The 25,150-nt window shown below is 44.6% G+C and carries 24 protein-coding genes and 1 riboswitch; of the genes, 6 read left to right on the top strand and 18 right to left on the bottom strand.

Annotated elements, in window-relative coordinates:
• Window positions 1–2: 2 nt before the first annotated feature.
• The 12 genes from ACSQ8O_RS09065 to ACSQ8O_RS09010 all read right to left on the bottom strand — a co-directional run bounded on the left by ACSQ8O_RS09065 (window position 3) and on the right by ACSQ8O_RS09010 (window position 11,868).
• On the bottom strand, window positions 3–1,040 hold the full coding sequence (locus tag ACSQ8O_RS09065; RefSeq protein ID WP_436241294.1) for a FecCD family ABC transporter permease: 1,038 nt from the start codon (window positions 1,038–1,040) through the stop codon (window positions 3–5).
• Window positions 1,040–2,056, bottom strand: coding sequence for an ABC transporter substrate-binding protein (locus ACSQ8O_RS09060; RefSeq protein ID WP_436241293.1), 1,017 nt, complete (start codon window positions 2,054–2,056; stop codon window positions 1,040–1,042). The genes ACSQ8O_RS09065 and ACSQ8O_RS09060 overlap by 1 nt, the downstream gene beginning before the upstream one ends.
• A gap of 154 nt (window positions 2,057–2,210) precedes the next feature.
• Window positions 2,211–2,363, bottom strand: a riboswitch (cobalamin riboswitch).
• A 24-nt stretch (window positions 2,364–2,387) separates the two neighbouring features.
• Entirely contained in the window at window positions 2,388–2,915 is a 528-nt protein-coding gene (locus ACSQ8O_RS09055) for a hypothetical protein (protein WP_173110834.1), read from the bottom strand.
• A gap of 63 nt (window positions 2,916–2,978) precedes the next feature.
• Window positions 2,979–3,245, bottom strand: a complete 267-nt coding sequence (locus ACSQ8O_RS09050; protein WP_436241292.1) for an aspartyl-phosphate phosphatase Spo0E family protein — start codon at window positions 3,243–3,245, stop codon at window positions 2,979–2,981.
• Between the two features lie 68 nt (window positions 3,246–3,313).
• Window positions 3,314–4,516 carry an aminotransferase class I/II-fold pyridoxal phosphate-dependent enzyme gene (locus ACSQ8O_RS09045; RefSeq protein ID WP_056609406.1) on the bottom strand — a complete coding sequence of 401 codons (1,203 nt, stop codon included), beginning with the start codon at window positions 4,514–4,516 and terminating at the stop codon, window positions 3,314–3,316.
• Window positions 4,517–4,531: 15 nt separating this feature from the next.
• Complete coding sequence (locus ACSQ8O_RS09040; protein ID WP_056609404.1) at window positions 4,532–5,023, bottom strand: Lrp/AsnC family transcriptional regulator; 492 nt, start codon at window positions 5,021–5,023, stop codon at window positions 4,532–4,534.
• Between the two features lie 199 nt (window positions 5,024–5,222).
• Entirely contained in the window at window positions 5,223–6,143 is a 921-nt protein-coding gene (gene cysK / locus ACSQ8O_RS09035; RefSeq protein WP_436241291.1) for a cysteine synthase A, read from the bottom strand.
• Window positions 6,144–6,206: 63 nt separating this feature from the next.
• Window positions 6,207–7,433 (bottom strand): MFS transporter, encoded by a 1,227-nt coding sequence (locus ACSQ8O_RS09030; RefSeq protein WP_436241290.1) that lies wholly within the window; start codon window positions 7,431–7,433, stop codon window positions 6,207–6,209.
• Window positions 7,434–7,557: 124 nt separating this feature from the next.
• On the bottom strand, window positions 7,558–8,058 hold the full coding sequence (locus tag ACSQ8O_RS09025; protein WP_056609397.1) for a hypothetical protein: 501 nt from the start codon (window positions 8,056–8,058) through the stop codon (window positions 7,558–7,560).
• Window positions 8,059–8,196: 138 nt separating this feature from the next.
• On the bottom strand, window positions 8,197–8,616 hold the full coding sequence (locus ACSQ8O_RS09020; protein ID WP_056609395.1) for a DUF350 domain-containing protein: 420 nt from the start codon (window positions 8,614–8,616) through the stop codon (window positions 8,197–8,199).
• Between the two features lie 118 nt (window positions 8,617–8,734).
• Window positions 8,735–9,415 (bottom strand): PspA/IM30 family protein, encoded by a 681-nt coding sequence (locus ACSQ8O_RS09015; RefSeq protein ID WP_056609392.1) that lies wholly within the window; start codon window positions 9,413–9,415, stop codon window positions 8,735–8,737.
• Window positions 9,416–9,507: 92 nt separating this feature from the next.
• Window positions 9,508–11,868 carry an endonuclease MutS2 gene (locus tag ACSQ8O_RS09010; RefSeq protein WP_436241289.1) on the bottom strand — a complete coding sequence of 787 codons (2,361 nt, stop codon included), beginning with the start codon at window positions 11,866–11,868 and terminating at the stop codon, window positions 9,508–9,510.
• Between the two features lie 241 nt (window positions 11,869–12,109).
• Between ACSQ8O_RS09010 and ACSQ8O_RS09005 the strand changes: the two genes are divergently transcribed.
• Complete coding sequence (locus tag ACSQ8O_RS09005) at window positions 12,110–12,478, top strand: phage holin family protein (RefSeq protein WP_056609386.1); 369 nt, start codon at window positions 12,110–12,112, stop codon at window positions 12,476–12,478.
• A gap of 174 nt (window positions 12,479–12,652) precedes the next feature.
• Window positions 12,653–13,078 (top strand): hypothetical protein, encoded by a 426-nt coding sequence (locus tag ACSQ8O_RS09000; protein WP_436241288.1) that lies wholly within the window; start codon window positions 12,653–12,655, stop codon window positions 13,076–13,078.
• Window positions 13,079–13,287: 209 nt separating this feature from the next.
• On the opposite strand, the gene ACSQ8O_RS08995 is transcribed toward ACSQ8O_RS09000, so the two are convergent.
• The 4 genes from ACSQ8O_RS08995 to pheS form a co-directional block, all read right to left on the bottom strand.
• Window positions 13,288–13,836, bottom strand: coding sequence for a CvpA family protein (locus ACSQ8O_RS08995; RefSeq protein ID WP_436241287.1), 549 nt, complete (start codon window positions 13,834–13,836; stop codon window positions 13,288–13,290).
• A gap of 12 nt (window positions 13,837–13,848) precedes the next feature.
• Window positions 13,849–15,972: a cell division protein ZapA gene (zapA, locus tag ACSQ8O_RS08990; protein ID WP_436241286.1), complete on the bottom strand. Its 2,124-nt coding sequence runs from the start codon at window positions 15,970–15,972 to the stop codon at window positions 13,849–13,851.
• A gap of 94 nt (window positions 15,973–16,066) precedes the next feature.
• A complete protein-coding gene (gene pheT, locus ACSQ8O_RS08985) occupies window positions 16,067–18,559 on the bottom strand; it encodes a phenylalanine--tRNA ligase subunit beta (RefSeq protein WP_436241285.1) in 2,493 nt (830 codons plus the stop codon).
• A 25-nt stretch (window positions 18,560–18,584) separates the two neighbouring features.
• Window positions 18,585–19,619: a phenylalanine--tRNA ligase subunit alpha gene (pheS, locus tag ACSQ8O_RS08980; protein WP_436241284.1), complete on the bottom strand. Its 1,035-nt coding sequence runs from the start codon at window positions 19,617–19,619 to the stop codon at window positions 18,585–18,587.
• Window positions 19,620–20,150: 531 nt separating this feature from the next.
• On the opposite strand from pheS, the gene ACSQ8O_RS08975 reads away from it, so the two are divergent.
• Together ACSQ8O_RS08975 and ACSQ8O_RS08970 are read left to right on the top strand one after the other, a co-directional pair.
• Entirely contained in the window at window positions 20,151–20,579 is a 429-nt protein-coding gene (locus ACSQ8O_RS08975; protein ID WP_056609374.1) for a MarR family winged helix-turn-helix transcriptional regulator, read from the top strand.
• Window positions 20,580–20,705: 126 nt separating this feature from the next.
• A complete protein-coding gene (locus ACSQ8O_RS08970; RefSeq protein ID WP_436241981.1) occupies window positions 20,706–22,253 on the top strand; it encodes an MDR family MFS transporter in 1,548 nt (515 codons plus the stop codon).
• 44 nt (window positions 22,254–22,297) lie between these two features.
• On the opposite strand, the gene lepB is transcribed toward ACSQ8O_RS08970, so the two are convergent.
• Window positions 22,298–22,840 (bottom strand): signal peptidase I, encoded by a 543-nt coding sequence (gene lepB / locus ACSQ8O_RS08965; protein ID WP_436241283.1) that lies wholly within the window; start codon window positions 22,838–22,840, stop codon window positions 22,298–22,300.
• A gap of 121 nt (window positions 22,841–22,961) precedes the next feature.
• On the opposite strand from lepB, the gene ACSQ8O_RS08960 reads away from it, so the two are divergent.
• Complete coding sequence (locus ACSQ8O_RS08960) at window positions 22,962–23,882, top strand: aldo/keto reductase (protein WP_436241282.1); 921 nt, start codon at window positions 22,962–22,964, stop codon at window positions 23,880–23,882.
• Window positions 23,883–23,906: 24 nt separating this feature from the next.
• Window positions 23,907–24,860 carry a glutaminase A gene (gene glsA, locus ACSQ8O_RS08955; protein ID WP_436241281.1) on the top strand — a complete coding sequence of 318 codons (954 nt, stop codon included), beginning with the start codon at window positions 23,907–23,909 and terminating at the stop codon, window positions 24,858–24,860.
• Between the two features lie 93 nt (window positions 24,861–24,953).
• On the opposite strand, the gene ACSQ8O_RS08950 is transcribed toward glsA, so the two are convergent.
• A complete protein-coding gene (locus ACSQ8O_RS08950; protein ID WP_436241280.1) occupies window positions 24,954–25,139 on the bottom strand; it encodes a hypothetical protein in 186 nt (61 codons plus the stop codon).
• Between the last annotated feature and the right edge of the window lie 11 nt (window positions 25,140–25,150).

The following is a 25,150-nucleotide window of genomic DNA, read 5'->3' as shown; positions in this document are numbered from 1 at the left end:
GATCAACCTCTTAACGTTTTCTTATCTTTATGGAGCAGATAGGCAAAAAATGGTGCACCCAGAAACGCCGTAACCACTCCGAGAGGAATTTCCGTAGGACTAAGGAGAGTTCGGGCCAACGTATCTGCCCATAACACATAAATCCCACCGCCGATCGCAGACAAAGGAATGATTAGTCGATAGTCCGGACCAACCAACAGTCGCACCAAGTGCGGTACGATCAGCCCAACAAAGCCAATCACCCCAGCTACAGACACAGCAGCCGCCGTGATCAACGTGGAAGCGATCAGTACGATCAGTTTCGTACGCTCGACATGAACACCAAGATGAGCAGCTTGGCGCTCTCCCAATGCCAGCAGATTTAAAGATCTCGCATAGCTTAGCAGAATCACAATGCCTATTACGAGATAAGGTAAAATCATATACGTATATGACCATCCGCGCATCGATAGACTACCCATAAGCCAGAAAAGAATTTCATTAATCGTTTGATCCGATATCGCTACCAAAAAGGATACAATCGCACCTAGAAATGCTTGCATAACAACGCCGGATAATATCAACGTTTCCATCTTCAGCTTCCCATCAATCATTGCTAGCTTCAAGACTAAGAATAGGGAAATAAGGCCTGTCACGAAAGCCACAATCGGAATCGACCATTGTCCGAACCAAGCATATTGCAGTCCGAAATAAATAAGAAAAGCAGCCCCGACAGAAGCCCCTGAAGATACACCGAGCGAGTATGGATCGGCGAGAGGGTTGCGCAGAACCCCTTGAAAACCAGCACCGGCTATGGAGAGTACTGCCCCAACAAGGATACCCAGAAGCAGGCGAGGGATTCGTACTTTATTAATAATTTGTTCCGACGATTGCGGCCAGTTCACCTCAATATGACTTCCTATCCAAGGAAGATGTTTCGCCAGAATCCCCACAATATGCGAAATTGGAAGCTGAGCTGAGCCGATGGATAAACTCACCACAATAGAAAGAAGAAGGAGTATAACGCCTACTCCTCCTCCAAGCATCAATTTTCTTTTCATTATTTCACCAATTCAGGATAGATCCCTTTCGCTATTTCCAACAGTCCCTCCGTCAATCTCGGACCTGGACGACTTACGGAGTTCTGGTCGAGACCTACCACACGTTTATTTTTCACGGCATCAATGGCATCCCACCCACCGCGTGAACGAATGATTTCTTCTAACGGCTTTTTACTTTTGAAATCGACAATTCCATTCGCGAACAAGATGACATTCGGATTTTGCTGAATGATCTTCTCTTCACTGATCTCGTACCAGCCAGCTTTATCCGCAGCAACGTTAATTCCCCCAGATAGGGTAATCAATTCATCCATGAACACGCCGCTGCCCACGGTCCAACCTGGGGCAAACTCGATGTATACTTTTTTCTTGTTCTCCTGCTTCACGTCTTTCACGGCATCAACAACCTTTTGACGATCCGTTTTCATTTTGGCAACAACTTTTTCCGCTTGCTCTTGATGATCCGTAATCTGTCCGAATGTTAGAATATTGTTCATGGCATCATCTAACGTTTTGGGATCTACTTTAAATACGTTAATGTTCATCGTACGAAGTTTCTCAACGGATGTAGTATCCATCGAAACGCCAGTGAAAACAACATTCGCATTCGTAGCAATGACAGCCTCCACGTTTGGCTTTGTAATGCTGCCTAGCTTCGGCTTCGATTTAGCCGCTTCGGGATAATCATCGAAATCCGAGACACCAACAATATTGGCTTCTAGTCCAATGGCAAACAGCGTTTCTGTCTCTGATGGCGACACGGAAGCGATTCGCTCTGGCGCTTTATCGAACGTAAACTCTTTGCCTGTCGCATCTTTTACTTTCAAAGGATAAGTCGTTTTCTTTGCTGCAGCAGGTGCTGCCGACGATGTCGTAGTTGGCGCCTTCGTCCCCACACCGCCTAGTTTCGATGGATCCGTTATTTCTGTTTCCTTCTTCGCACAAGCCGCTAACGAGATCGCGGTTGCTACCGCTAGTGTAAGAATAAGACCCCTTTTGAAATTGCTCTGTTTCATCGCTTAAACCCTCTTTCCTTATTTTCAATTCATAGTCTAAAATAAAAAAGTCCCCTTGTTCACTAGGAACGGAGGAGACGATAAATCGCGGTATATGGCAACGAACTTACGTGCGCTGCTTCCTGATTTAACGCGATCCTTTTCCTCGAAGGATGTTGTATCGGCACCATAGGCAGGTATCCTGACTCTTCAGACTTATACAAGACTGAATTACAGTGGCGGGACCGTGCCGGATTCAAACCGGCTTCCCCTTAACTAATAATGTTCCATTTGGAGCATTACCAGTACCTATAGTTGCAAATTAAGCTATTTGTCGATTATAGACGTTCTCTTATTTTTGCGCAATAATTTGGATGACTTTCAACGCCTCGTCCATTTTCGGAGCATTCTGTGGAATGAACGCATATAACCCTTTACCTTCAAAGCCTTGCTCTTTCATCCATTTGTTTCCAGTAAGCGGAATGCCGTACAGATGCTTCTCCGCTGCCTTACCTTCTTCTTTGATCTCGATAACCCCATCTGGGTAATCTTTAGGGTTGATTATGTTATCCAATGAAACGAATCCCGCCTGGTTGCTCAAGCCTTTGAACTGCTCTTCTCCCAAGATGAAGATCCCGTTACCACCAGCAGCTAGCTCAACAATCATTTTTTCCAATGAAAAAATAGGTGATGTATTCAGCTTCACAGTAGGAATTTCACCTACCTTGGATTTCAAAGATACTTCCAACTTCTCCGCCGCTTCACTTGGAAACCCGTTAGGTCCCATCATAAATACCGATACATCTGCCTTCGGTCCACCACAAGCTGTAAGCATTAACATCATTCCTAGCATGACAACGAATAACCATTTTGCTTTCATGTGTATGTAATTCCCTCCGTCAAGTACTCTCTCTTTATCGATAATCGCCAGAAAAGTCGGTTTTCACCGACTTTTCTTTCCAGATGTCATATATTCATTTATTTTTTGATCCAGCATCGTACTTAATTCAACAACCGCATCAGATGTCATTTCTCTACCTTCCATGACCATCTGTTCCATTTTACGTCTCAAGGTATTGATCTCTTCTTCAAGTAAAACTAGGGAATTTTGCTTCTTGGCATTTCTGGTCAGCCAACGCTGTCCGAACTCTTGCTCGCGAATTTGAAATTGCTTCTGAAAGTTAGTAAGCTGATATTCCATAAAAGCCATGCTCATCCCTCCTTACTCTTAGAATACCAGTTTTCGTCTCCTATGAACATATGAATTTATAAAGAATATTATAATTTCCTCAAGAAATTACCGATTCTCTCTAATGCTTCATTCAGTTGGGAAACACTATAGGCATAAGAGCACCGTAGAAATCCTTCTCCACCTAAACCAAATACATCACCAGGTACTGCAGCTACCTTAGACTCATACAAAAGTCGCTGTGCGAATTCGTCTGAGGTTAATCCTGTTGCCACAATGCTTGGGAACGCATAGAATGCGCCCTGTGGTTCATGACATTCAAGTCCGACTTCACGGAAGCCTTTGACAACTAATCGTCTCCGTTGATTATAGGATTCAATCATCCGGTCTTTCTCTTCCAATCCATTCGTCAACGCTTCATGAGCGGCTACTTGCCCCATGACAGGTGCACACATGACCGTATATTGGTGAATCTTGGTCATTGCCGAGATTAGCTCTCTGTGACCGCAAGCATACCCCATCCGCCAGCCTGTCATTGCGAAAGCTTTGGAGAATCCGCTAACGAGAATCGTCCGGTCCTGCATCCCAGGAACTGCTGCGAAGCTCACATGCTTCTGACCGTACGTCAATTCCGCATAAATTTCATCAGAAATGACAATCAGATCATGTTCTTCAACAACTTTCGCAATCGGCAGCCAGTCTTCATACGTCATAATGCCGCCAGTTGGATTACTAGGATAGCATAGAATTAATATTTTGGATTTTGGCGTAATCGCATCGCGAAGTGCCTTTTCCGTCAATTTAAACTGATCCTTTGCAAAAGTTTCGATACCCACTGGCACACCACCACTAATGGCAGTGATCGGTGAGTATGAAATATAACAAGGCTCAGGAATCAGAATCTCATCCCCAGGTGTAATCAGTGAACGCAGTGCTAGATCAATAGCTTCGCTGCCGCCTACCGTTACAAGCACTTCGTTCGAAGGCTCATATTTCACTTTAAAAGAGGTATACAAATAGTTCGCAATTGCTTCGCGGAGCTCAGGAATACCGGAGTTTGGCGTATACTTCGTTCTGCCGCGCTCCAAGGAATGTACAGCTGCTTCACGAACGTGCCACGGTGTGGAAAAGTCAGGTTCGCCAACACCTAGTGAGATGATGTCCTCTTTACTATTGCTTACGAGATCAAAAAACTTCCGAATCCCAGAAGGCTTCATTTCACGTACCGCAGGAGCGAGGTAGTCCTTCATTGATTTTTTGCTAGTTTGAATCGTAGTCTCATCCTTGATCATAGCGCTACCTCTCCCTTACGGCGAAACAAGCATTCGGTGATCATCTTCTTGATCTTCGAAAATAATGCCGTCTTGTTTGTATTTTTTCAAAATAAAATTCGTTTTCGTAGAAAGCACACGGTCGATTGGCGACAACTTGTTGGAAACGAATGAAGCCACCTGTTTGAGCGAGCTCCCCTCAATTTCAACGAGCAAATCATACGCGCCAGACATGAGATAAACCGATTTGACTTCCGGATATAAATAGATCCGTTCCGCAATCGCATCAAACCCGCGCCCGCGCTCCGGCGTAATTTGTACTTCAATTAGGGCGGTAACCTTTTCGTCATCTACTTTGCTCCAGTTCACGACTGTCGCGTATTTGACAATGACCTTATCCGCTTCCATCTCGCTTATCGCTCGCGCAACTTCGGCCTCCGCCGTTCCTAACATGGTGGCGATCAGATCCGCGCTCCTGCGGGCGTCTTCCTTTAGTAAATCGAGAATTTTAAGCTTCAAAGTATCCATGGTTAAACCTACCTTTCTGAGATATGTTTCATTCATCCATTCATCTTACAATGAATTGCTGTCCTAATTCAATTACTGATCGCGGAAGAAAGGCAGAATATTTATATATATTTGAAAATTCCTCTAGGATTGGCAAAATAAAAAGCCACTGGATAACCATCCGAGTGGCTCAATGCTCCCAATTCACCTCGTAAAAGGGTTAAAAGAGATCCATACTTAAATATCGCTCGCCTGTATCTGGTGCAATACAAAGCACTCGCTTTCCTGCCCCGAGCTTTCTTGCAACCTGCATCCCCGTCCATACCGAGGCTCCAGCCGAAGGACCTACAAGGATGCCTTCCATGCTCGCCAAATCCTTCATCGTTTGGATGGCATCCTCATCCGCCACTTGCACAATCTCATCATAAACGCTTGTGTTCAAAATAGCCGGAACAAAACCTGGACTTGTCCCCACGAGCTTATGTGGCCCAGGGACTCCACCAGAAAGTACAGGTGATCCCTTCGGCTCCACTACATAAATCTGGATATTCGGCAAATGCTCCCGAAGCACTTCACCAGTCCCCGTAATCGTACCTCCAGTTCCTGAGGTAGCAACAAAAGCATCCAGTTTGCCCTCCATTTGCTGCAAAATTTCAGGTGCAGTCGTTACGCGATGAATACCCGGATTCGCTGGATTTTCAAACTGCTGTGGAATAAAGCTGCCAGGGAATTGATCCCGTAACTCCACAGCTTTCGCAATGGCACCTGGCATCCGCAAAGCGGCTGGTGTTAGAACGACTTCAGCACCATAGGCTTTCAGGATATTAATGCGTTCCTTGCTCATATTGTCCGGCATAATCAAGATGGCCTTGTAGCCCTTGGCCGCGGCGTTCATCGCGAGTCCGATCCCCGTATTTCCGCTTGTAGGCTCAATAATTGTCGCACCTGGCTGAAGTTGTCCTGACTTCTCAGCCTGATCAATGAGATTCCATGCAGCCCGGTCCTTCACGCTTCCGCTCGGATTGAAATACTCCAATTTCACATACAACTCAGCAGCTTCCGGTTCCAATAAGCGATTTACGCGCACCGCGGGGGTATCTCCGATCAGCTCTGTGATGCTATTCACCATTTTTGGCGGCATTGGTGCCCCCTCCTCATCCCTTACTCATGCTACTCACATTTTCACGCTGAAACCTAGCCGCTGTCAAGACTTGGCTGCAGGTAACTGGTTTCGAATGAATACCCAAGAGAAGAATGTTGAGCTTCCGATGACGAGTAACAGCACATTGATGACAAGCGGCTCTTTACTCCAAGAAATAACACATATAAATAAAAGTACGCCACATACGCGCCCTACATTCAGTGATAACTCACGCAGAACAATATACTCTTCTCGTTGTTTGGCACTTTCATCATCCGATCCAATTAAGTCAAACACAACGGACACCATTGGAATGGAGTACATGGGGAAAAAAAGTGCAGAACCGATCCCGAATATCAGCAGGGTGCTGAAAGACATTTTCCAAAAAAATGGCAAGATCACAAGAACAACCATCACCGAGCCAATGAACATACTCATTTTTCGAAAAGAAGGACGAATGAAACGCCCTGCTGCCCAGAAGCTAACTAACGCTACGGATGAAGTAATTAGAGCGAAATTACCTAGACTGGCTTCACTTGAAGTCGATATGTACACGAGCAATCCAATCATAAATCCAAATACACCCTCACGTACGCCTTGAAAAAGTAAAGCCAGACTTACTCGCTTCCAAGGTGTTTGAGGTTGCCTAAGGATTCGCAGAGGCAAGAGCCATTCGTAGGTGCCACTCAATTTCCTCTTCTTCAGAAAAAAACTGACCACAACGCCTAATAGAAATATGCCTAACGAGATGGAAAAGATAAGACGATATCCCGCTCCATCCCCTAACGTAACGATGAGTAAACCTGAAATCCAAGGAGCGATAATCCCTGCACAAGCACCCAATAAGCCAACCCAACCATTGAATCGATCTCGATTATCTGGATCTGTCACTTCAAAGTATACAACGTTGAAAGCAATCCAGAACAAGCCTACTGAGATCCCTTGGACCATACCTAACCAAACGAAGTAATGGACACTGCTAGTCCCCATCCAGAGCACCAGCATGTAAAAACACGCTGATATGGATACACCAATACGTAAGCAATTCATTTTATTGTGTTCTTTTACCCACTTTCCAGCCAACCAAAAGGTAATAGCCATCGTCAAATGGGTTGTTAAGGTAAACCAGCCGATTAACGTAAAGTCATTTTTGGCTTTCCACAAATAAACACCGACGAATGTACCCGATAAGGCATTTGCTCCGCCGAATAGTGCATGAACAACGAGCAAAAGGATCGCTTGAGCATCCAGTTTCCCTTTACTTTTCACATTCGTTTGATTCGTTTGCATACTCCTCCTCCTAATTGAGACCGATTATAGGCTTTTGTTAACCTTCCCCTTTGGAGTGAAATTATGAGGCGAATGCACGCAAAAAAACCGAATCCACGAGGACTCGGTTTCATTTCCAACGATCTTATTCTGATTTGATGCGTTCAACCATCAGTAATCGGTCCGTGTCTGAAAGCACCTTCTCAACTCGGAAACAAGATGGACACACATAAACATCCGTTGTGAAAGGGCCTGTTAAGAACGCACTCCCTAACGTTTTGGGAATCGTGGGGGTGAAGGAAGCTCCGCTTGTCACTTCAGTTCCAGCTAGGAGCAAGAATTCATGACAACTTGAGCACTCAGGTGCTTCTTCCTGCTCATCCGTTAATTGTTGGACCTTCTCGCCATACTTATCAAGTGGCTCATCGGAATCATCCCAAGCCAATGATAAATCCTCATCGGATTCGGCATATTCTTGTTCATTGAAACGAAGCTTCTGCCCTGTTTGCTTAACCTTCAAATCAATGCTGCGGTAATCATTCAATTCATTAAAACAGTGTGGACACTCATCTTCTGGTCCAATTTCGGGATCCCAAACGATCTCGGTTTGGCACCACGGACATACAACTTCTTCATTGCTACTCATTGCGAAATCCTCCAGCTAATTGCATCTAGGCATATTTCCATACATAATAAACCCCTGCCGCTACAAACACAAGCGCGATAGCAAACAAGGTTCCCCACAGGTATTTCATTGTTCAAGCCTCCAAGACTATGTATGATACTAAGTTACACATGCTCCAACCACATAGGATAAGGAGACAGACAACGTTAAGGATAAGAAACCTACCGCACGATTATCCTTCTTAATTTCCTCATCAATTTTAAAATAAGGCGTTAGGAACTCAAAGATAAAGTATGCAACCAACAACAGCACGAAGCCATATCCGGCCCAAACGAGAGAGTGAATCATGGTGTCATTGTTTAAAATGGCGAAACGGAACAAGTTGCAAATCCCAAAAATTTTCCCACCAGTAGCCATGGCGACCGATAGATTTCCTTTTTTAATTTCAGCCCAATCATCATACTTCGTAACCATTTCGAAGATAGTAAGGAAAACAACAAGCGCGACCACTGCTACAGCAAAAAAAGCAAGCGTAGCTAAATACGGATTACTTAACAAGACATCCACCTCTTCGTTCATATCATCTCCTGCCTTCCTTTACACAAGTAGAGAGATTTTAACGAAATCCCTTATTCCCTATATATGGTAGTAGAGACTGAGTATGACTCAGTCTCTCGCAGGTACAACTAGTATATCATTAGGATTGTTTTTTTTCAGCAAGCTTAGCTTTCATTGCAGCCAATTCATCATTGATCTCACTGCTGCTTCCACCCAAACCAGCAATCTCATCATCTAAGCTGCGGTTTTTGGAGCGAATCTCTCCACTTGCTTGTGCTTCAGCTTCCATTTGAAGAACCTTTTCACTCATACGATCAAAGCCTTTAGCAGCATTGTCTGTACCAAACCCAGACATTGCTTGGTTGATTTGTTTTTGTGCTTTCGCTGTTTCTGCGCGAGCAATTAACAAATCTTTTTTGTTTTTCATTTTATTAAACTCGTCTTTCATCTCCGCCAACTGCCCACGAAGCTGATCCGCATTTGTTTTGGCTAGATCATATTGACGTTTCAGTTCATCATAACGACCTTGGTGCTCTTTCTTATCTTCCAGTGCGCGGCGGGCCAAATCTTCATTCCCTGCTTCCAGGGCTTTCATAGCCTGCTCTGTACGTTTTGTAACCATCTCTTCGGACTCTTCAAATTGCAATTTAAATTTCTTTTCAATAGCAATTTGTTTCGCAACTGCCGTTTCAGCTTCCAAAATATCTTCTTCCATATCGCGTAAAAACTGATTTAACATTTTGACAGGATCTTCTGCCTTATCCAATAAATCATTAACTGAAGCCATTGTCATATCACGAAGTCTTTTGAAAATTCCCATCTAAAATTCCTCCTAAGGTTTAATACTCTTTTATATCTATTTCATACGCATTACCGAAGAATGAGTTTCAAAAAGGATCAAAAATTTAAAAGTTATTTCAATTCGACAACCGTAACCCCAGCTCCGCCTTCATTGTAATTGCCCATCCGATAGCTCTTCACGTGTCGATGTCGACGCAAATATTCTTGCATTCCCGTTCTAAGGACACCTGTTCCTTTACCATGAATCAAATACACTTGGCCAAAATTACTCAAGAAGGATTCATCTAAGAAGCGGTCTGCCTCAATCAAAGCTTCTTCCATATTCATGCCGCGCATATCCAATTCCATTTTGACATTATCATCGCGGGTTCGCTTAAGTGTCGTAGCCACTTTCTGCGGTTGCTTCGACTGTGGCGCATTGCCAGTTTTCTCAAGGTTGGATAACTGAACTTTCATTTTCATAATACCCAATTGAACGTTGGCTTCGGTTGTTCCGACAAGCTCAACAACGTGCCCTTTTTGTCCTAATGAAATGACTCTGACTTCATCCCCTGCTTCAATACGCTCAGGACGCTTCTTCAATGCACGCACTTGCTTGCTGCGCAGTTCAGGTGTCGCTTGATCCAGACGTCGCTTCGCCTCAACTAGCTTGTGGTCCTTGACACCACCGGCTTCTTCCAGTGCCATGCGACGCAGGTCCGCAATGACCTCGTCAGCTTCGCGGCGAGCTTTGACAACAGCTTCGCGAGCATCGCGCTCCGCTTTTTCGAGCAGCTTATCACGTTGCTCATCGAATTTGAGCTGCTGAGCCTCCAACGATTTGCGCATCGCTTCAGCTTCTTTACGCAACTCTTCCACAGCATAACGTTCAGATTCTGCGATCAGGCGATTTTCCTCGAGGGACGCAATCATCGACTCTACGCGCTGATCTTCCTCTCCTACCTGTGTTCGCGCATGTTCAATAATGCGACGAGACAATCCAAGCCGCTCAGCAATAGCAAAAGCATTACTTCGCCCAGGAACACCGACTAACAAGCGATATGTCGGACTAAGCGTTTGAATATCAAACTCCATGCTAGCGTTAATCGTACCTTGTTTCTGATAAGCGTATGCCTTCAATTCCGAGTAATGCGTTGTTGCAATAATGCGGCAGCCAATTTGATGAATATAGTCCAAAATTGAAATCGCCAGTGCGGATCCTTCAGCAGGATCAGTACCCGCGCCTAACTCATCTAGCAATACTAAGCTTTTCGGTGTCATATCGCGCAAAATGCTAATGATATTCGTCATATGACTCGAAAACGTACTTAAGTTTTGCTCAATACTTTGTTCATCGCCAATATCCGCATAGATGGCATCAAATACGCAGAGCTGCGTCCCTTCTTCAGCGGGTACAAACAGTCCAGACATCGCCATCAGACTCAGAAGTCCAACCGTTTTAAGAGAAACCGTCTTACCGCCTGTATTTGGGCCAGTGACGATAATTTGTGAGTAATCGTTGCCCAACTCCAGATCGAGTGGCACAACGGCATCCGCCGCGATCAACGGGTGTCTTCCTCTTTTAATCTTAATAAAGCCTCTATCATTCAATCTTGGCATTGTAGCCTTTAATTCTCTAGCTAAACCTGCTTTGGCAAAAGTAAAATCAAGCTCTGCTAACTGATCCACATCCAAAACAAGCACTTCCACTTGTTCAGCAACTAGCTCAGTCAATGCCCGCAGAATTTTCTCAATTTCAGCCTCTTCTTTAAATTTGAGTTCACGAATTTTATTATTTAATTGCACGATAGCATCTGGTTCTATATATAGTGTCGCACCCGAAGCTGACTGATCATGAATCATTCCGCCAAAGCTGGAACGATACTCTGATTTCACAGGAATAACGAATCGGTCATTCCGAATCGTTATGAGCACATCCTGCAGCATCTTCTGGACAGAAGAATTACGAATCATTTGTTCCAATCTTTCGCGCACTCTACCTTCACCTGTGCGAAGCTCACTTCGAACTCGCCCTAATTCAGGGCTAGCTCCATCAACAACTACTGCATTTTCGTCGATGCAGCTATTGATTTTATCTTCTAGTTGTTTATTTTCTGTCAACAATTCCACTTGCGCCTTTAACATTGGGATCGCATATTCCTCATGAGCAGCAAGCACAAATCGCTTCAATCTACGCGATCCAAACATCGTAGTTGAGATTTCCAACAGCTCTGTCGGATTCAGCATGCCACCAATTCTAGCTCTATGCAGAGGCGCACGAATATCTCGGATGCCTCCGAAAGGTGCATTCCCTTTTAACCTCTCTACATTTACCGCCTCATCAGTAGCTTGTAAGCGAAGCTTAACGAGTTCGAAATCTCCTTTAGGTTCCAGCTTCTCCGCTGTCTCTTTTCCTAATGATGTCGAAGCATGATGAGCTACTTTATGTAAAATCTTCTGATATTCTAATGTTTTTATTATTTTTGGATTCAATGTTCCAACCTCTTTTCTCTACCCTATATTATAAACCAAATAGATCCTGATTAGCTACGGAGACAATGATTATATGGAAGATACTGCCCGCCATAATTATTACAAAGTTGGTTACACTAAGTCGTGCATCTAATCCTCTGCCAAAAGGAATTGCAAATCCTCACAATCAAAGCTTTCTGCTCAAAAAATCGTTTTTTTGTCAATGGTCCTATTCCATGACAGAAAGAAGGAGGTTCACGACATGCATCTTCTTGGACATCTGGTAAGGTTTATTGTTTCAGCTTTGGTTTTAATGTTTGTAAGCTGGTTAGTTCCAGGGTTCTCAGTCGGCGGATTTTGGAGTGCATTTTTCTTGGCACTCGTTATCGCAATCGCGGCTTGGATCATTGAAGGAATCTTCGGCAAGCAAATCACCCCATTTGGCAGAGGACTCGTAGGTTTTATTGTGAGCGCATTAGTCATTTGGGCCGCTCAATTTATTGTGACCAATGTGTCTACGAGCATGATAGGTGCCATTTTAGCTGCTTTAGTCATTGGGATCATCGACCTATTCATTCCAGTGAAAACCCCGTTCGAACAGGGGATCACAGGTAGAGAAGATCGTCGATAAACTTGTCAGTTTCCATAACTGATAGCTAAAGTAAAGCCAAAAAAAAGATCGGCCTGCAGCGTTCTCACTCGCCGGGCCGATCTTTTCTTTGTGGTTTCACCAGTTTGTCACTGTAATTTGGAAAAAGGTCGTGTACAATAATGAGGTTATCATTATGTATACGGAGGGGTACCCATGAAAAAACTTACAATTCTTATGATGGGACTAGCAGTACTTATTGCCATCACAGCATGCGGAAACAAAGACTCCAAAACAGCAACAGAAGCTACAACAACACCAGCTACAACTACGACAGCCACAGCTTCCCCAGCAGCTACTACGAAAGCTGCTGCAGGTGGACAAGAAGTTGTATTAAAAGCTACAAATTTTCAATTTGATAAAACCGAATATCGTATCAAAAAAGGCGAGTCGGTCACAATCACACTAGACAATTCTCAAGGTATTCACGGAGCATCGATTAAGGAGTTTAGCATTAACCTCAACAATGGAAATAAATCCGTTACCTTTACACCAGATAAAGCAGGATCATTCCCTATCACTTGCTCCATCATGTGCGGATCTGGCCATGCGAATATGAAAACGACACTTATCGTTGAATAATTACACTTACCAGTTCTTGCTCAATTAAACCTTTTCACGACTTCTGTGATCAGGTTTTTTCTTTATTTTCAGACGACTTGATCATCTCTCAAAAAATGGGGGGATAATGACTATTTGGAAGTTGTAGATAAGCCCTATCCCTAGCCTACTAAATGGTATCTCCCCAAAAACAAATAGAAACTACTGCTTTTTTCAAAAGGCAGTAGTTTCTATAGGGAGATTCCTTGTTTCCACAGGTCATGAAGTTTCCCCGCAACCTGCGGCAGCTCGTTAATTAAATACGGAGCTATAGATGAGCTTGCTAGCAGCTTCTGGGGGCCATCTGATGGAATGATAGTCATCACATTTACAGCAATTACAATGATGAGCAGTGCTTCTGCTAACCCCAGTAATGCGCCGCTCCAACGGTTAATGGTGCTTAGTCCTGGAGTTTTGGCAAGAACATTCAAGGCTCTGCCAATGACCATGAGTGCAAGTTTAACACCAAAAAACAGGAGCGCGAAGGCAATGGCATTTAGAATATAAGTATCTAGATTGAGTCCTTTTACGATGAACTCATATTTATGATAATTCTGATAGGTTGGTAATGAGATCGCACTCTTGAGTAACGGAGCAAGATCCTTGTAAAAATAAAAGGCAACTAGATAAGCGAGAATCATACCCGAAATAGATACGATTTGTGAAATAAATCCTCTAAAGTAGCCAATCAACAGTCCTAAGGCAATGACCGACATTAAGACGTAATCAAGTAGGTTCACTGTCACTTAGGGCTACCCAATTGGACTATCAGCTTCTACAAGCTCAATCCATTCGTTGTATTCGATTTGAAGTTTAGCATATTCTTCACGCAATTTTCGGTATTCCTCTTTGACTGCATGAAGTTCTTCTTGTTGAGCTTCGTCGTTCATACTCAGTTGTAGGAGCTCTTCTTTTTCCTGCTGAGCTTGAGCCCAAATAAGTTCTTTCTGCTCTTCAAATTCTTGAGCTCGTGTATCTCGTTCTATCTGCATTTGTGCAAGTAATTCCTCAATTTTCCCTTGATAATGCTGAATGATCGTTGCTTTTTGCTCCTCAAGCTGTTGCTGGAACGATGCTTGTTGTTTTTGATAGCGACCTACTAGATTACCTTGCGCCTCTTCAAAACGGCGGGTTTTCGCCTCTTCTTCTTCCTGATATAACGACGCGAGCGAGTCGATATCTTCTTTATGAGCGCTTGCTGCTACTTCTAACTCAGCTTGGTGTTTCTGTTTAATCACATGAATCTCAGCATGGTGACCGCGTACGATGGCTGCTATTTCGTTATGATTTTTCGTATTGTTCAAGGTTAACTCATCTCGGTGCTGCTTAGAGAGCGATTCCAATTCATTGTGATGCTTCTCTGAAATTGCACTCAATTCATTTTGGTGTTGATTTGTGAGAATAGCAATCTCATTTTGATGATTTTCTGTTAAAGAATTAATCTCATTTTGATGATTTTCTGTCAGAGAAGCAATTTCGAAATGGTGCTCATCAATTTGATTGGCTAATTCACTTCGGAGTTTATCCGTAATTACTGTTAACTCCGTTTGGTATTCTTCTGAAATTGTTTCAATTTCATTGAGATGACTATCTGAAATAGCTACTAATTCTGCTTGATGTTCTTCTGACATGAGTGCGATTGCCGCTTGATGTTCTTCAGTTAAGATCGCGGTTGCAACTTGATGCTCCTCAACCAAAAGTGCTATTGCAGCTTGATGCCCGTCTGTAAGTGTCCCAATAGCGGATTGATGCTCTTGTCTCAAAGACGCTAATTGAGATTGATGCTCCCGAGCCATGGAAGCTTGTACTTCCTGGTGCTGCACGGTTATAGATTTGATTTGTGCTTGGTACTGCTTATGGATGACATCGATATCAGAACCGCTTTGCTTGGATAGTAATGCCAACGCTTCTTGGTGCTGAAGTTCTGCGTTTTCTTTATCTTGCAGATGTAACTGGATAAGTGATTGTTTCTCTTCTTGCAGCTGTTGGTGCAAACTTTCATTTTCTTTGCGATGTGCTTCCGCGATGACATCCAACTCAACTTTATGCTGTTCAGTTAACTTAAGAAGCTGTTGCGATTTATGTTGCTGCGCTTGCTCAAGCTGCTGCTTGCTTTGTTGATGCTGTTGTTTTTCTTGATCAAGCTGCTGCTTGCTTTGTTGATGCTGTTGTTTTTCTTGGTCAAGTTGCTGTTTGACTTGTAAGCCTTGGCGTTTCTCCTGGTCAAGCTGTTGCTTGAGCTGCTCTATTTGTTTATTTGTTTGCTCTTGTTGTTGTTTCACTTGATCATTCTGTTGTTTGGCTTGTTCGATCTGTTGTTTCGTTTGATCAATCTGTTGTTTGGCTTGAACCTGCTGTTGCTTCGCTTGTTCAAGTTGTTGCTTGGCCTGCTCTAACTGTTGATTACTAAGTTCATACTTCTGTTTCATTTGCAGCATTTGCTGATTCGATTGTTCTTGTTCTTGTCTTACTTTTATCATTTCTTGCTTATATTGCTTTTCTAGTTCTGGGATTTGTTGCAGCTTCCCGTTTTGCTCAGCGAGTAAAGCTTGGTTCTTGTCATCCTCTTGCTTTAATTCGTGATACCGTGTTGTGAGCTTCTCGTAGGCGATTTTTGTCGCTTCCTGCTCTTTCTGAATTTTGCTAAGCTCTTCCAAAATCTCATTCATTCGGAAGCACTCATCAGCCATGTTTACTGCGGCTAAAACAGCGATCCGCTGCGAATCCAAACGGGGGTAACCTTTGGCAATGCGGAACATTTGGTCATTCACATATTCAGCAACGGCCTTCATATGATTGGTGCTTGTATCTGCTTTGAGCTTGTATTGGTGTCCATATATATCAACAGTAATTCTTGTTTTATCTTCAGTAGTCAAATTAAAATCCTCCCTTAAGATGAAAGGCTGGCCCTATCGAGAATAATTTCGATAAGACCAGCCTATATTCCTGCAACCTAGAAGGAAAGTTACACTATTTTCTTAACTCTGCCTCAAATTGTTGTTCAAGTATTGCCACAACTTTGGCGTGGAGTTCAGTTACTTCTTCATCAAGCAAAGTTCTGTCTGCATGACGGTACACAAGTGCGATTGCTACGCTTTTACGATTAGCACCAAGGCGCTCTCCCGTATAGATATCAAATACCTGAATGGACTCCAACAATTCCCCTGCAACCTCGGAAATCGCTTGCTCCATAAGTCCAACTGGGACGCTTGTATTCACCACTACTGCAATATCACGCCCGATAGACGGATAACGAGGTAACAGCTTATAAACAATCTCCTCGCCAGCAGCTTCCAAGATAGGCGCTAGTTCAACTTCAAGCACATACGTATCGTCCAGATCACGCTGTTGTTGTGCAGTCGGATGTAGCTGGCCTATACGACCAATGACTTTTGGACCTTCAGCGGAAGCCAGTGAGATTTCAGCTGTACGACCTGGGTGGAAGCCTTCTGGTGCTGCTGACGTATATGTTAGTCCCTTAATTCCAAGGTACCCGATTAAACGATCAAAAATCCCTTTGATGTCGTAGAAATCAACAGCCTCTGCCTTCTGAGCCCAGTGAGCTTGGCGACGTTTACCTGTCAATACGATCGATAGTAACAGCTTTTCTTGCGGTAGAACCGTAAGCGCTGCTTCGTCAGTAATGAATGCTTTGCCAATTTCAAAAATAGCGACATCATCCATCGTACGATTGCGATTATAGCTAACAACATCAAGCAAATGTGGTACTAGGCTAGTTCGCAGCTGACTGCGGTCTTCGCTCATCGGCATCGCGAGTGAAATTGGCTTCGCTGCCCGGTAAAGACCAGGAATAGCATCTATTTGCGCTTGTGGATTCACCTCAGCATCTGCGACACCGTGTGACCGCGGGTTGGTGAAGGAATAAGTAATCACTTCATTCAATCCACTTTGCGTCAAGATATTGCGTGTAATCCGGCGGATGGATTGCTCTTTGGACAGTGACCCTGGCGTCGTAACACCGGTCATCAAGGTTGTCGGGATGTTATCGTAGCCGAAGAGACGTGCTACTTCTTCGATCAAATCGACATCACGCGTAATGTCTCCGCGGCGGCTCGGCACATGCACGAGCAGCTTGCCTTCGCCAGCTTGCTCGAATGTGAAATGCAAGCGTGAAAGGATTTGTCCCATCTCGGTCAAGGAAAGCGATGTGCCGAGATAGTTGTTCACGCGGTCAGCAGCAAGCTCGATGCTGACCGCCTTGTGCGTTCCGCTAGCAGCTTCTACGATGCCGTCAGCGACTTTACCTCCTGCGTATTGCGCAATCAGCGCAGCAGCACGATTCAGTGCCGGAATCACCGATTCCGGGTTCACTTCTTTCTCGAAGCGAAGGCTCGCTTCTGAGCGAAGACCTAGCTGGCGCGATGTGCGGCGCACAGAGCTGCCAGCGAACTTTGCGGATTCCAGAAGAATCCGCGAAGTTCCATCCGTCACTTCGGAGTTGGCGCCACCCATAACTCCGGCAATTGCCACAGGCTTTGTGCCGTCCGTCACGAGAAGCATGTGCGGTTCAAGGGTACGCTCCACATCATCAAGTGTAACGAGCTTCTCGCCAGCTTCAGCGAGTCGTACATCGATGTGTCCGTTGTTCAGCTGCTCCGCGTCAAACGCGTGAAGCGGCTGGCCGTACTCCAACATCACGAAGTTGGTGATGTCGACGATGTTGTTGATGGGGCGGATGCCCGCAGCCATCAAGCGGTTCTGGATCCATAGCGGAGAAGTGCCCACGCGCACGCCTTCGATCAGGCGAGCCGCGTAGTGCGTGCACTGCTCCGTCGCTGTGATCTTCACGCTGATGCGGTCCGCAGCCTTCACACCGGCAGTTCCTGCCGCTTGAAGCGCAGCTTCCGCATCAGGCAGTTTTACTTCGCGGCCAAGGATCGCCGCGATCTCGTAAGCCGCTCCGAGCATGCTCAAGCAATCGGAGCGGTTTGGCGTCAAATCAAGCTCCATGACTTTATCGCTAATCGCCAATACATCTAGAATCGATTGACCAATTTCCGTATCCTCCGGCAATACCAAGATACCCTCTTGGATTTCCTTCGGAAGCAATTTATCGTTCAATCCAAGCTCTTTTGCCGAGCAGATCATTCCTTGGGATTCTACGCCGCGCAGCTTAGCGCGCTTGATTTCCAGTCCACCCGGAAGAACAGCGCCGATCATCGCGACAGGAACTTTTTGACCAGCATCAATATTTTTGGCGCCGCAAACGATTTGTAAGTCTTCGCCTTGCCCGGCATCAATCACACAAACGCTTAGTTTGTCTGCATCTGGATGCTTCTCACGGGATTTTACAAATCCAACAACGACGTTGGAAACACCTTTATTGCGATCCTCGACGATATCCACTTCGATACCGCTGCGGGTTAATTTTTCAGCTAATTCCTCGGCTGTGAAGCCTGTTACATCCACATATTCGGATAACCATTGATATGAAACGTTCATGCTTATACCCTCCTTTTCCTATTGCTTACACATGTAAAAATTGTTTTAAGAAACGTAAATCATTCGTATAGAAATGGCGAATATCTTCGATACCATATTTCAACATAGCGATACGCTCAACACCCATACCGAATGCGAAGCCTGTGTATTCCTTCGGATCATAGCCACCCATTTCAAGAACTCGCGGATGAACCATGCCCGCTCCGAGAATCTCCAACCAACCTGTTTGTTTACACGTACGGCAGCCTTCACCACCACACATTGCACAGCTCACATCGACTTCAACACTCGGCTCTGTGAACGGGAAGAAACTTGGACGCATGCGAATTTTGGTCGCTGGGCCATACATTTCTTGTACGAACTGAAGCAATGTCCCTTTGAGATCACTCATCCGCACATTGCGGTCAATGACCAGACCTTCAATTTGTTGAAACATGTGAGAGTGAGTCGCGTCGTCGTCATCGCGGCGGTATACTTTGCCCGGACAGATGATTTTAATCGGAACTTCACCTTTGCGCTTCTCCATTGTTCTTACTTGAACAGGGGATGTTTGCGTGCGCATCAAAATTTCTTCCGTAATATAGAACGAATCCTGCATATCACGAGCCGGATGATCCTTCGGCAGGTTCAAAGCTTCGAAGTTGTAATAGTCTTGCTCAACCTCTGGACCCTCTGCAACGGTGTAGCCCATTCCGATGAAAATATCTTCAATCTCTTGAATAACTTTGCTTAGAGGATGTACAGCACCTTGCTGGGAAGGACGTCCTGGTAACGTAACGTCGATCATTTCAGAACGAAGTCTGTTTTCAGTTTCTTCCTTCGTGTACGCTGCTTGTTTCTCTTCAATAACAGCCTCAATCGCTGCGCGAACATCATTCGCCACTTGGCCGATGACCGGTCTTTCTTCAGCACTTAACGCGCCCATGCCGCGAAGAACCTCGGTTAATGGTCCTTTTTTGCCCAAATATTTTACTCTTAAATCGTTCAATTCCTGCTGACTTCCTACGCCGCTTAGCTCCTGCAGCGCTTCCTGCTTCAAAGCCTCTAACCGCTCTTTCATCGAAATCCCTCCTGATTTAGGCCTCTGAATCGCCCTTTATGAAAACACAAAAAAGACTTTCCGCTCCCTCGCAAGGGACGAAAAGCCGTGGTACCACCCTAATTAGATTCGTCTATGTCCAGTTGACAAATAAACGAGTCTCACTTCATTCCAGATAACGGACGATGTGTCCGGTTCCCTCTATTGAGAAGCTGCTTAGCGCTTCTGTTCAAAGGACTGCTCGGGAGTGAACTTCCACAGCCTGATTCTCGGGGCCAGCTCTCAATCATTGGCTTTCCCTCCCTGTCAAGAAGCACTGCGTACTCTTCTCCGTCAAAGCATTTCCACGTATATGTACCAGTTATTATATGCAAGATACAAAGGATATGCAAGTACATCACTCCTTGGTTTTCTGAAATTTTCAGAAATATCCTATTGACTTCAATCATCGACAGGTTTATATTTTACTTAAACAATTTAACTATTATTCAATTTAATTATTATATTATTTAATTATTAGACAATTCTAACAATTCACAAGGAGGTCATAACTTGGAAGATGAATTGACTGACTATACCAATCGCTTCCGCACAGCATTTGAGACGGCGCATCGCAGATTAGCTCACGTAGTAATTGCTGAAATAGACTCAGAGCTAACACCACGGCATTTATTTATGTTAGCGATGATCTCAAAGGAACAATCACCGAAACAATCTCAGCTTGCAGAGAAGCTAGGTGTAAAGCCAAGTGCAATAACCGTCATGATTGATCGACTTGTCCAAAGTGGTCATGTTATACGTAAGCATCATGAGACTGATCGCCGTATTGTACTCGTTGAAAATACGCCTAAGGGAAATGAAATTCTCGCTGAAGCCACCGAAATTCAGAAGAAAGTAATTGCTCGCGGATTATCGCAGCTTCCCCCGGATGAACTTCATATTTTCGTAAATGCATTCGAAAAATTTACTTCATTTTATTAATTTCATTACATCAAAGGAGTGATACAGATGGAAAATATTCAAAAAGCAGCGCCTAAGGATGTCTCCGAAGCAGCTGCACCTGAGCTCAAAAACAGGGGACTCCTCCTTACTGGCTTGATCATTGCCATGCTGTTCGGAGCTTTGGACGGTACGATCGTAGGAACAGCAATGCCGCGTATCGTTGGTGAGTTCGGCGGACTCGGACTGATGACCTGGTTAACGACAGCTTACATGCTGACTTCCACGGTTATCGTACCCATCGCTGGTAAACTGGCTGATTTAATGGGCCGCCGCGTCATCTATGTAACAGGACTCATCATCTTCATCGTTGCTTCAGCCCTCTGCGGAATGTCTCAGAACATGACGGAACTTATCTTGTTCCGCGGTCTGCAAGGTCTTGGCGGTGGTATCATGATGCCAATGGCTATGATTATTATCGGGGATTTATTCACAGGTAAACAGCGTGCCAAATGGCAAGGTGTTTTTGGAGCAATATTTGGTTTATCTTCCGTTATCGGGCCGCAAGTTGGTGGCTGGATCGTAGATGCTTGGGACTGGCGTTGGGTGTTTTATATCAACCTTCCTGTTGGTATTCTAGCTGTTATTCTGATCTCTATTGCCTTACCGAAGCATAAATCAGTAGGAAAAGTTAAGTTCGATATCCCAGGTATCGTCACCATGATTGTCGGTGTAGTGAGTTTACTTCTTGCGCTTACGTTTGGCGGTAGTGAGTATGCTTGGGGCTCTTGGCAGATTATTGGTCTGTTCGTACTAGCTGTCGTGTCCTTAGTTGCCTTCGTATTCATTGAAAGCAAAGCACAAGAGCCAATCCTTCCTGTGCGTTTGTTCAAAAATAGAACCTTCTCCACCATTAACGGCGTAGGCTTCCTGATGGCGGTTGGTATGTTCGGTGCTATAATGTTCGTTCCTTTGTTCATGCAAGGGATTGTCGGAATTAGCGCGTCCGCTTCTGGTACCGTTATGACACCACTCATGATTACAATGATTGCTGCCAGCGTTGTTTCGGGCCAATTGATTGATAAGATTGGTGTTCGAAGACAAATGCTCATCGGTATGATTGTCATGGCTGTTGGCTTTATTTTCCTTAGCACAATGGGTATTTCTACGACGAAGTTGATCGCTTCTAGCTACATGGTTCTACTTGGTTTAGGAATGGGGCTTGTCATGCCAATTCTGACCCTCGCTTTGCAAGAAAGCTTCCCGAAATCGGAGCTTGGTGTGGTAACGTCTTCCAGCCAATTTTTCCGTCAAATCGGCGGTACCTTCGGGATGACGATTCTCGGCGCTATTATGAATCATAAATCAACGATTTTGCTTGAACAAAATTTAGAGCCAGTAGTGAAGCAGTTCCCCGCGGAAGTAGGCAGTCCGTTAATTGACATGATTCATAAGAACCCGCAGTCGCTCTACTCCTCCCTTTTAAGTCCTGAGGCGTTGGCCAAATTGCCAAAAGAATTAGTGGATAAGTTGCCAATCATTAAAGATGCACTTGTTTCCTCGCTTCATCAAGTGTTTATCTACGGTCTAGTATTCGTGCTACTCGGCGCGATCCTTACGCTATTCGTTGGGAACATTAAACTTTCGGACCGTAAATCGAAGAAAAAAGAAGATGGTGAAGATGATAACCAAGTTTCCCCTCATCTTGCTCACTAAAAAAAGCTCCCTTCCTCTACTTGAGGTTGGGAGCTTCTTTCATGTTAATCAATGGTCCCCATTTGACTGAGAGGGAAAATGCGAAATACGGCTTTGCCGATAATATCTTTTTCAGCTACAAAAGGTGTTGCCGGCCACAAATGAGAATCATAGCTGTCGTTACGATTATCGCCTAAGAAGAAGTATTTCCTTTCGGGCACAGTCACTTCGTGAAAAGTATATGTCATAGGCGCTTGGATATAGGGCTCGTCTACTTTAGCTCCGTTCCTATATAAAGCTCCATCTCTGACCTCAATCGTGTCGCCAGGCAATCCAATCAAACGCTTCACATAGCGATCCTCATTCCCCTCTATTGGGGGCCAAAACACAACGATATCCCCGAATTCAAAGTCAGTTAAAGGCTTCATTTTCTCAACAATCAGCTCGTCTTGTAATTGAATAGTAGGCAGCATCGAACCGGTTGGAACTGTCATTGCTTGCGCAACATAGGTATTAACGACAAGCGCGATAATAATTGCAAACGCTATAGTAGGCACCCATTCTTTCAATAGGCCTAGCACATATTTTTTGAACAATAGAAACAACATCCTTTCTCCTTAAATTACTCTTATTTACACAGTAACCCATTTATGAAAAGCTTACATTAAACTAAAATAAAATGTTGTTGTATAATGAATTTGGATACCTTAAATAAGGAGAGTGGTTAACATGAAATATCGTAGACTTGGTAAAACAGATCTGAAAGTTTCCATCGTAGGTGTTGGTACTTGGCAATTCGGCGGTGAGTGGGGATTAACCTATACACAAGCAGAAGCGGACGCAATTTTGGATCAAGCTGCAGAGCTTGGTATTAACTTAATTGATACGGCAGAATGCTATGGTGATCACCTATCCGAGTCATTTATCGGTAATTATTTATCCCGCCGCGATCGCTCTAAGTGGGTTGTAGCGACAAAATTCGGTCATCATTTCCATGACTTATTCACACGAACTGATGAATTTAGCGCAGAAGCCGTCATTAAACAGCTTGACGCATCTCTTAAAGCTTTACATACGGATTATATTGACTTATACCAATTCCATTCCGGACCTAATGCTTTATTCGATAATGATGATCTTTGGACGACCCTTGATAAACAAGTACAAGCTGGCAAAATCCGTCACCTAGGCACGTCGATCGGCAGCAATGCCAATATTCATCAAACTGCCGCATCCACGAAGGTGAATTCCAAAGCGATTCAAGTTGTCTACAACCGTCTGGATCGTGCGCCAGAAGATCAGGTTTTCCAATCTTGTATCGATCAAGACCTTGGCGTACTCGCACGTGTACCGTTAGCCAGTGGCTATCTAAGCGGTAAATACAAACCAGGCGCCGTATTTAGTAACACGGACGTTCGGCATCGCCACGATGCTGACAGCGTGAGACAGAAGCTAGAGGAAGTTCAACGTATTCAGCAAAACGAAGTGCCAGAAGGCATGGATATGGCCAAGTGGGCATTGGCTTGGTGCTTGAAGCATGACGCGGTTACATCCGTTATTCCAGGCTGCAAAAACCCAGAGCAAGTCATTGCGAATGCAGCAGCAACAGAGCTGATTAGCGACAATCATCCGCAAGCTTGGAAAGCCTAGAGAAGAGGAAGGACTGACTTCGCCATGCCTCACCAACAGCACGATGAAACCTGGAAGAAGCTTCATAGCCACATCGACGAATGGGTTGCTGTTAGCAAAACGCATACGTCAGAAGGTCATGTCGCTTCCTATATTCCTGAGCTAGCTAACGCTTCTGAGGATATTCTCGGTTTATGCATCATGGATAGCGAAGGGCAAACGATCCTATCCGGTGATTCTAACTTTCGCTTCACCTTGCAAAGTATTTCGAAAGTTTTCTCACTCATTCTTGCACTCATGGATAATGGCGAAGACGTTGTATTCTCCAAAGTTGGAATGGAGCCGACTGGCGATGACTTCAACTCGATGTTGAAGCTCGAGCTTATCGAGCCAGGCATCCCATTCAATCCGCTTATTAACGCCGGAGCGATTGCGATTTCTTCGCTAATCACGGGGAATAGTACGGATGAGCAGGTCGAACGTATCCTGCATTTCTTCCGGGATATTGCAGATAACCCTTCGCTCTCCATTAATCAAAATGTGTTCAAATCCGAGTCAGATACGGCTCACCGCAATCGTTCTTTAGCTTATTTCCTCAAGGATAACGGTGTCTTGGACAAGGAAGTTGACGATGTCCTTCGTGTGTACTTCAGCCACTGCTCCATCGAGGTCAATTGCACGGATCTAGCCAGAATGGCGCTCGTACTCGCTCATAACGGTGTGGATCCGATCCGCAAGCAACGTCTCATCCCGCGGCGCTTCGTGCAAATTGCTAAGACCTTCATGTTTACCTGTGGGATGTACAATGCCTCTGGTGAATTCGCCATGAATGTCGGGCTGCCTGCGAAAAGCGGTGTTTCCGGCAGCATCCTGACGATGGTGCCAGGACAATACGGCATTGGCATCGTTGGACCCGCACTGAACCGTAAAGGCAACAGCACGGCAGGTGTGCATCTGCTTGGCATTCTGTCGCAGGAGTTCGACTGGAGCATGTTTTAGCCCGGCTTCCTCCATGCGTACAAAAAAGAACCTTCCCATCCGACTTTCGTTAAGTCTTGGGGAAGGTTCTTTCTTATGTGTATGTTTATACCATCATTGCATCGATTGTTTGATGCGTTGGAGGGCTTCTATCAATTCATCCACTTCTTGCTCATTCAATCGAATCGTCACATAGTTCGGTGAAATGCCGCCATCATTGACTTCAATTAGAGCGGAATCATCTTGATCATCGAGTTTAACGGAAAGATGGTCTTTATCTAAGATTTGAACCCAAGCCATGGTTATCCTCC

Origin of the sequence: Paenibacillus sp. LjRoot56 (assembly GCF_964253335.1) — a bacterium.
GTDB lineage: Bacteria > Bacillota > Bacilli > Paenibacillales > NBRC-103111 > Paenibacillus_E > Paenibacillus_E allorhizoplanae.
This window is presented reverse-complemented; position numbering and strand designations above follow the sequence as displayed.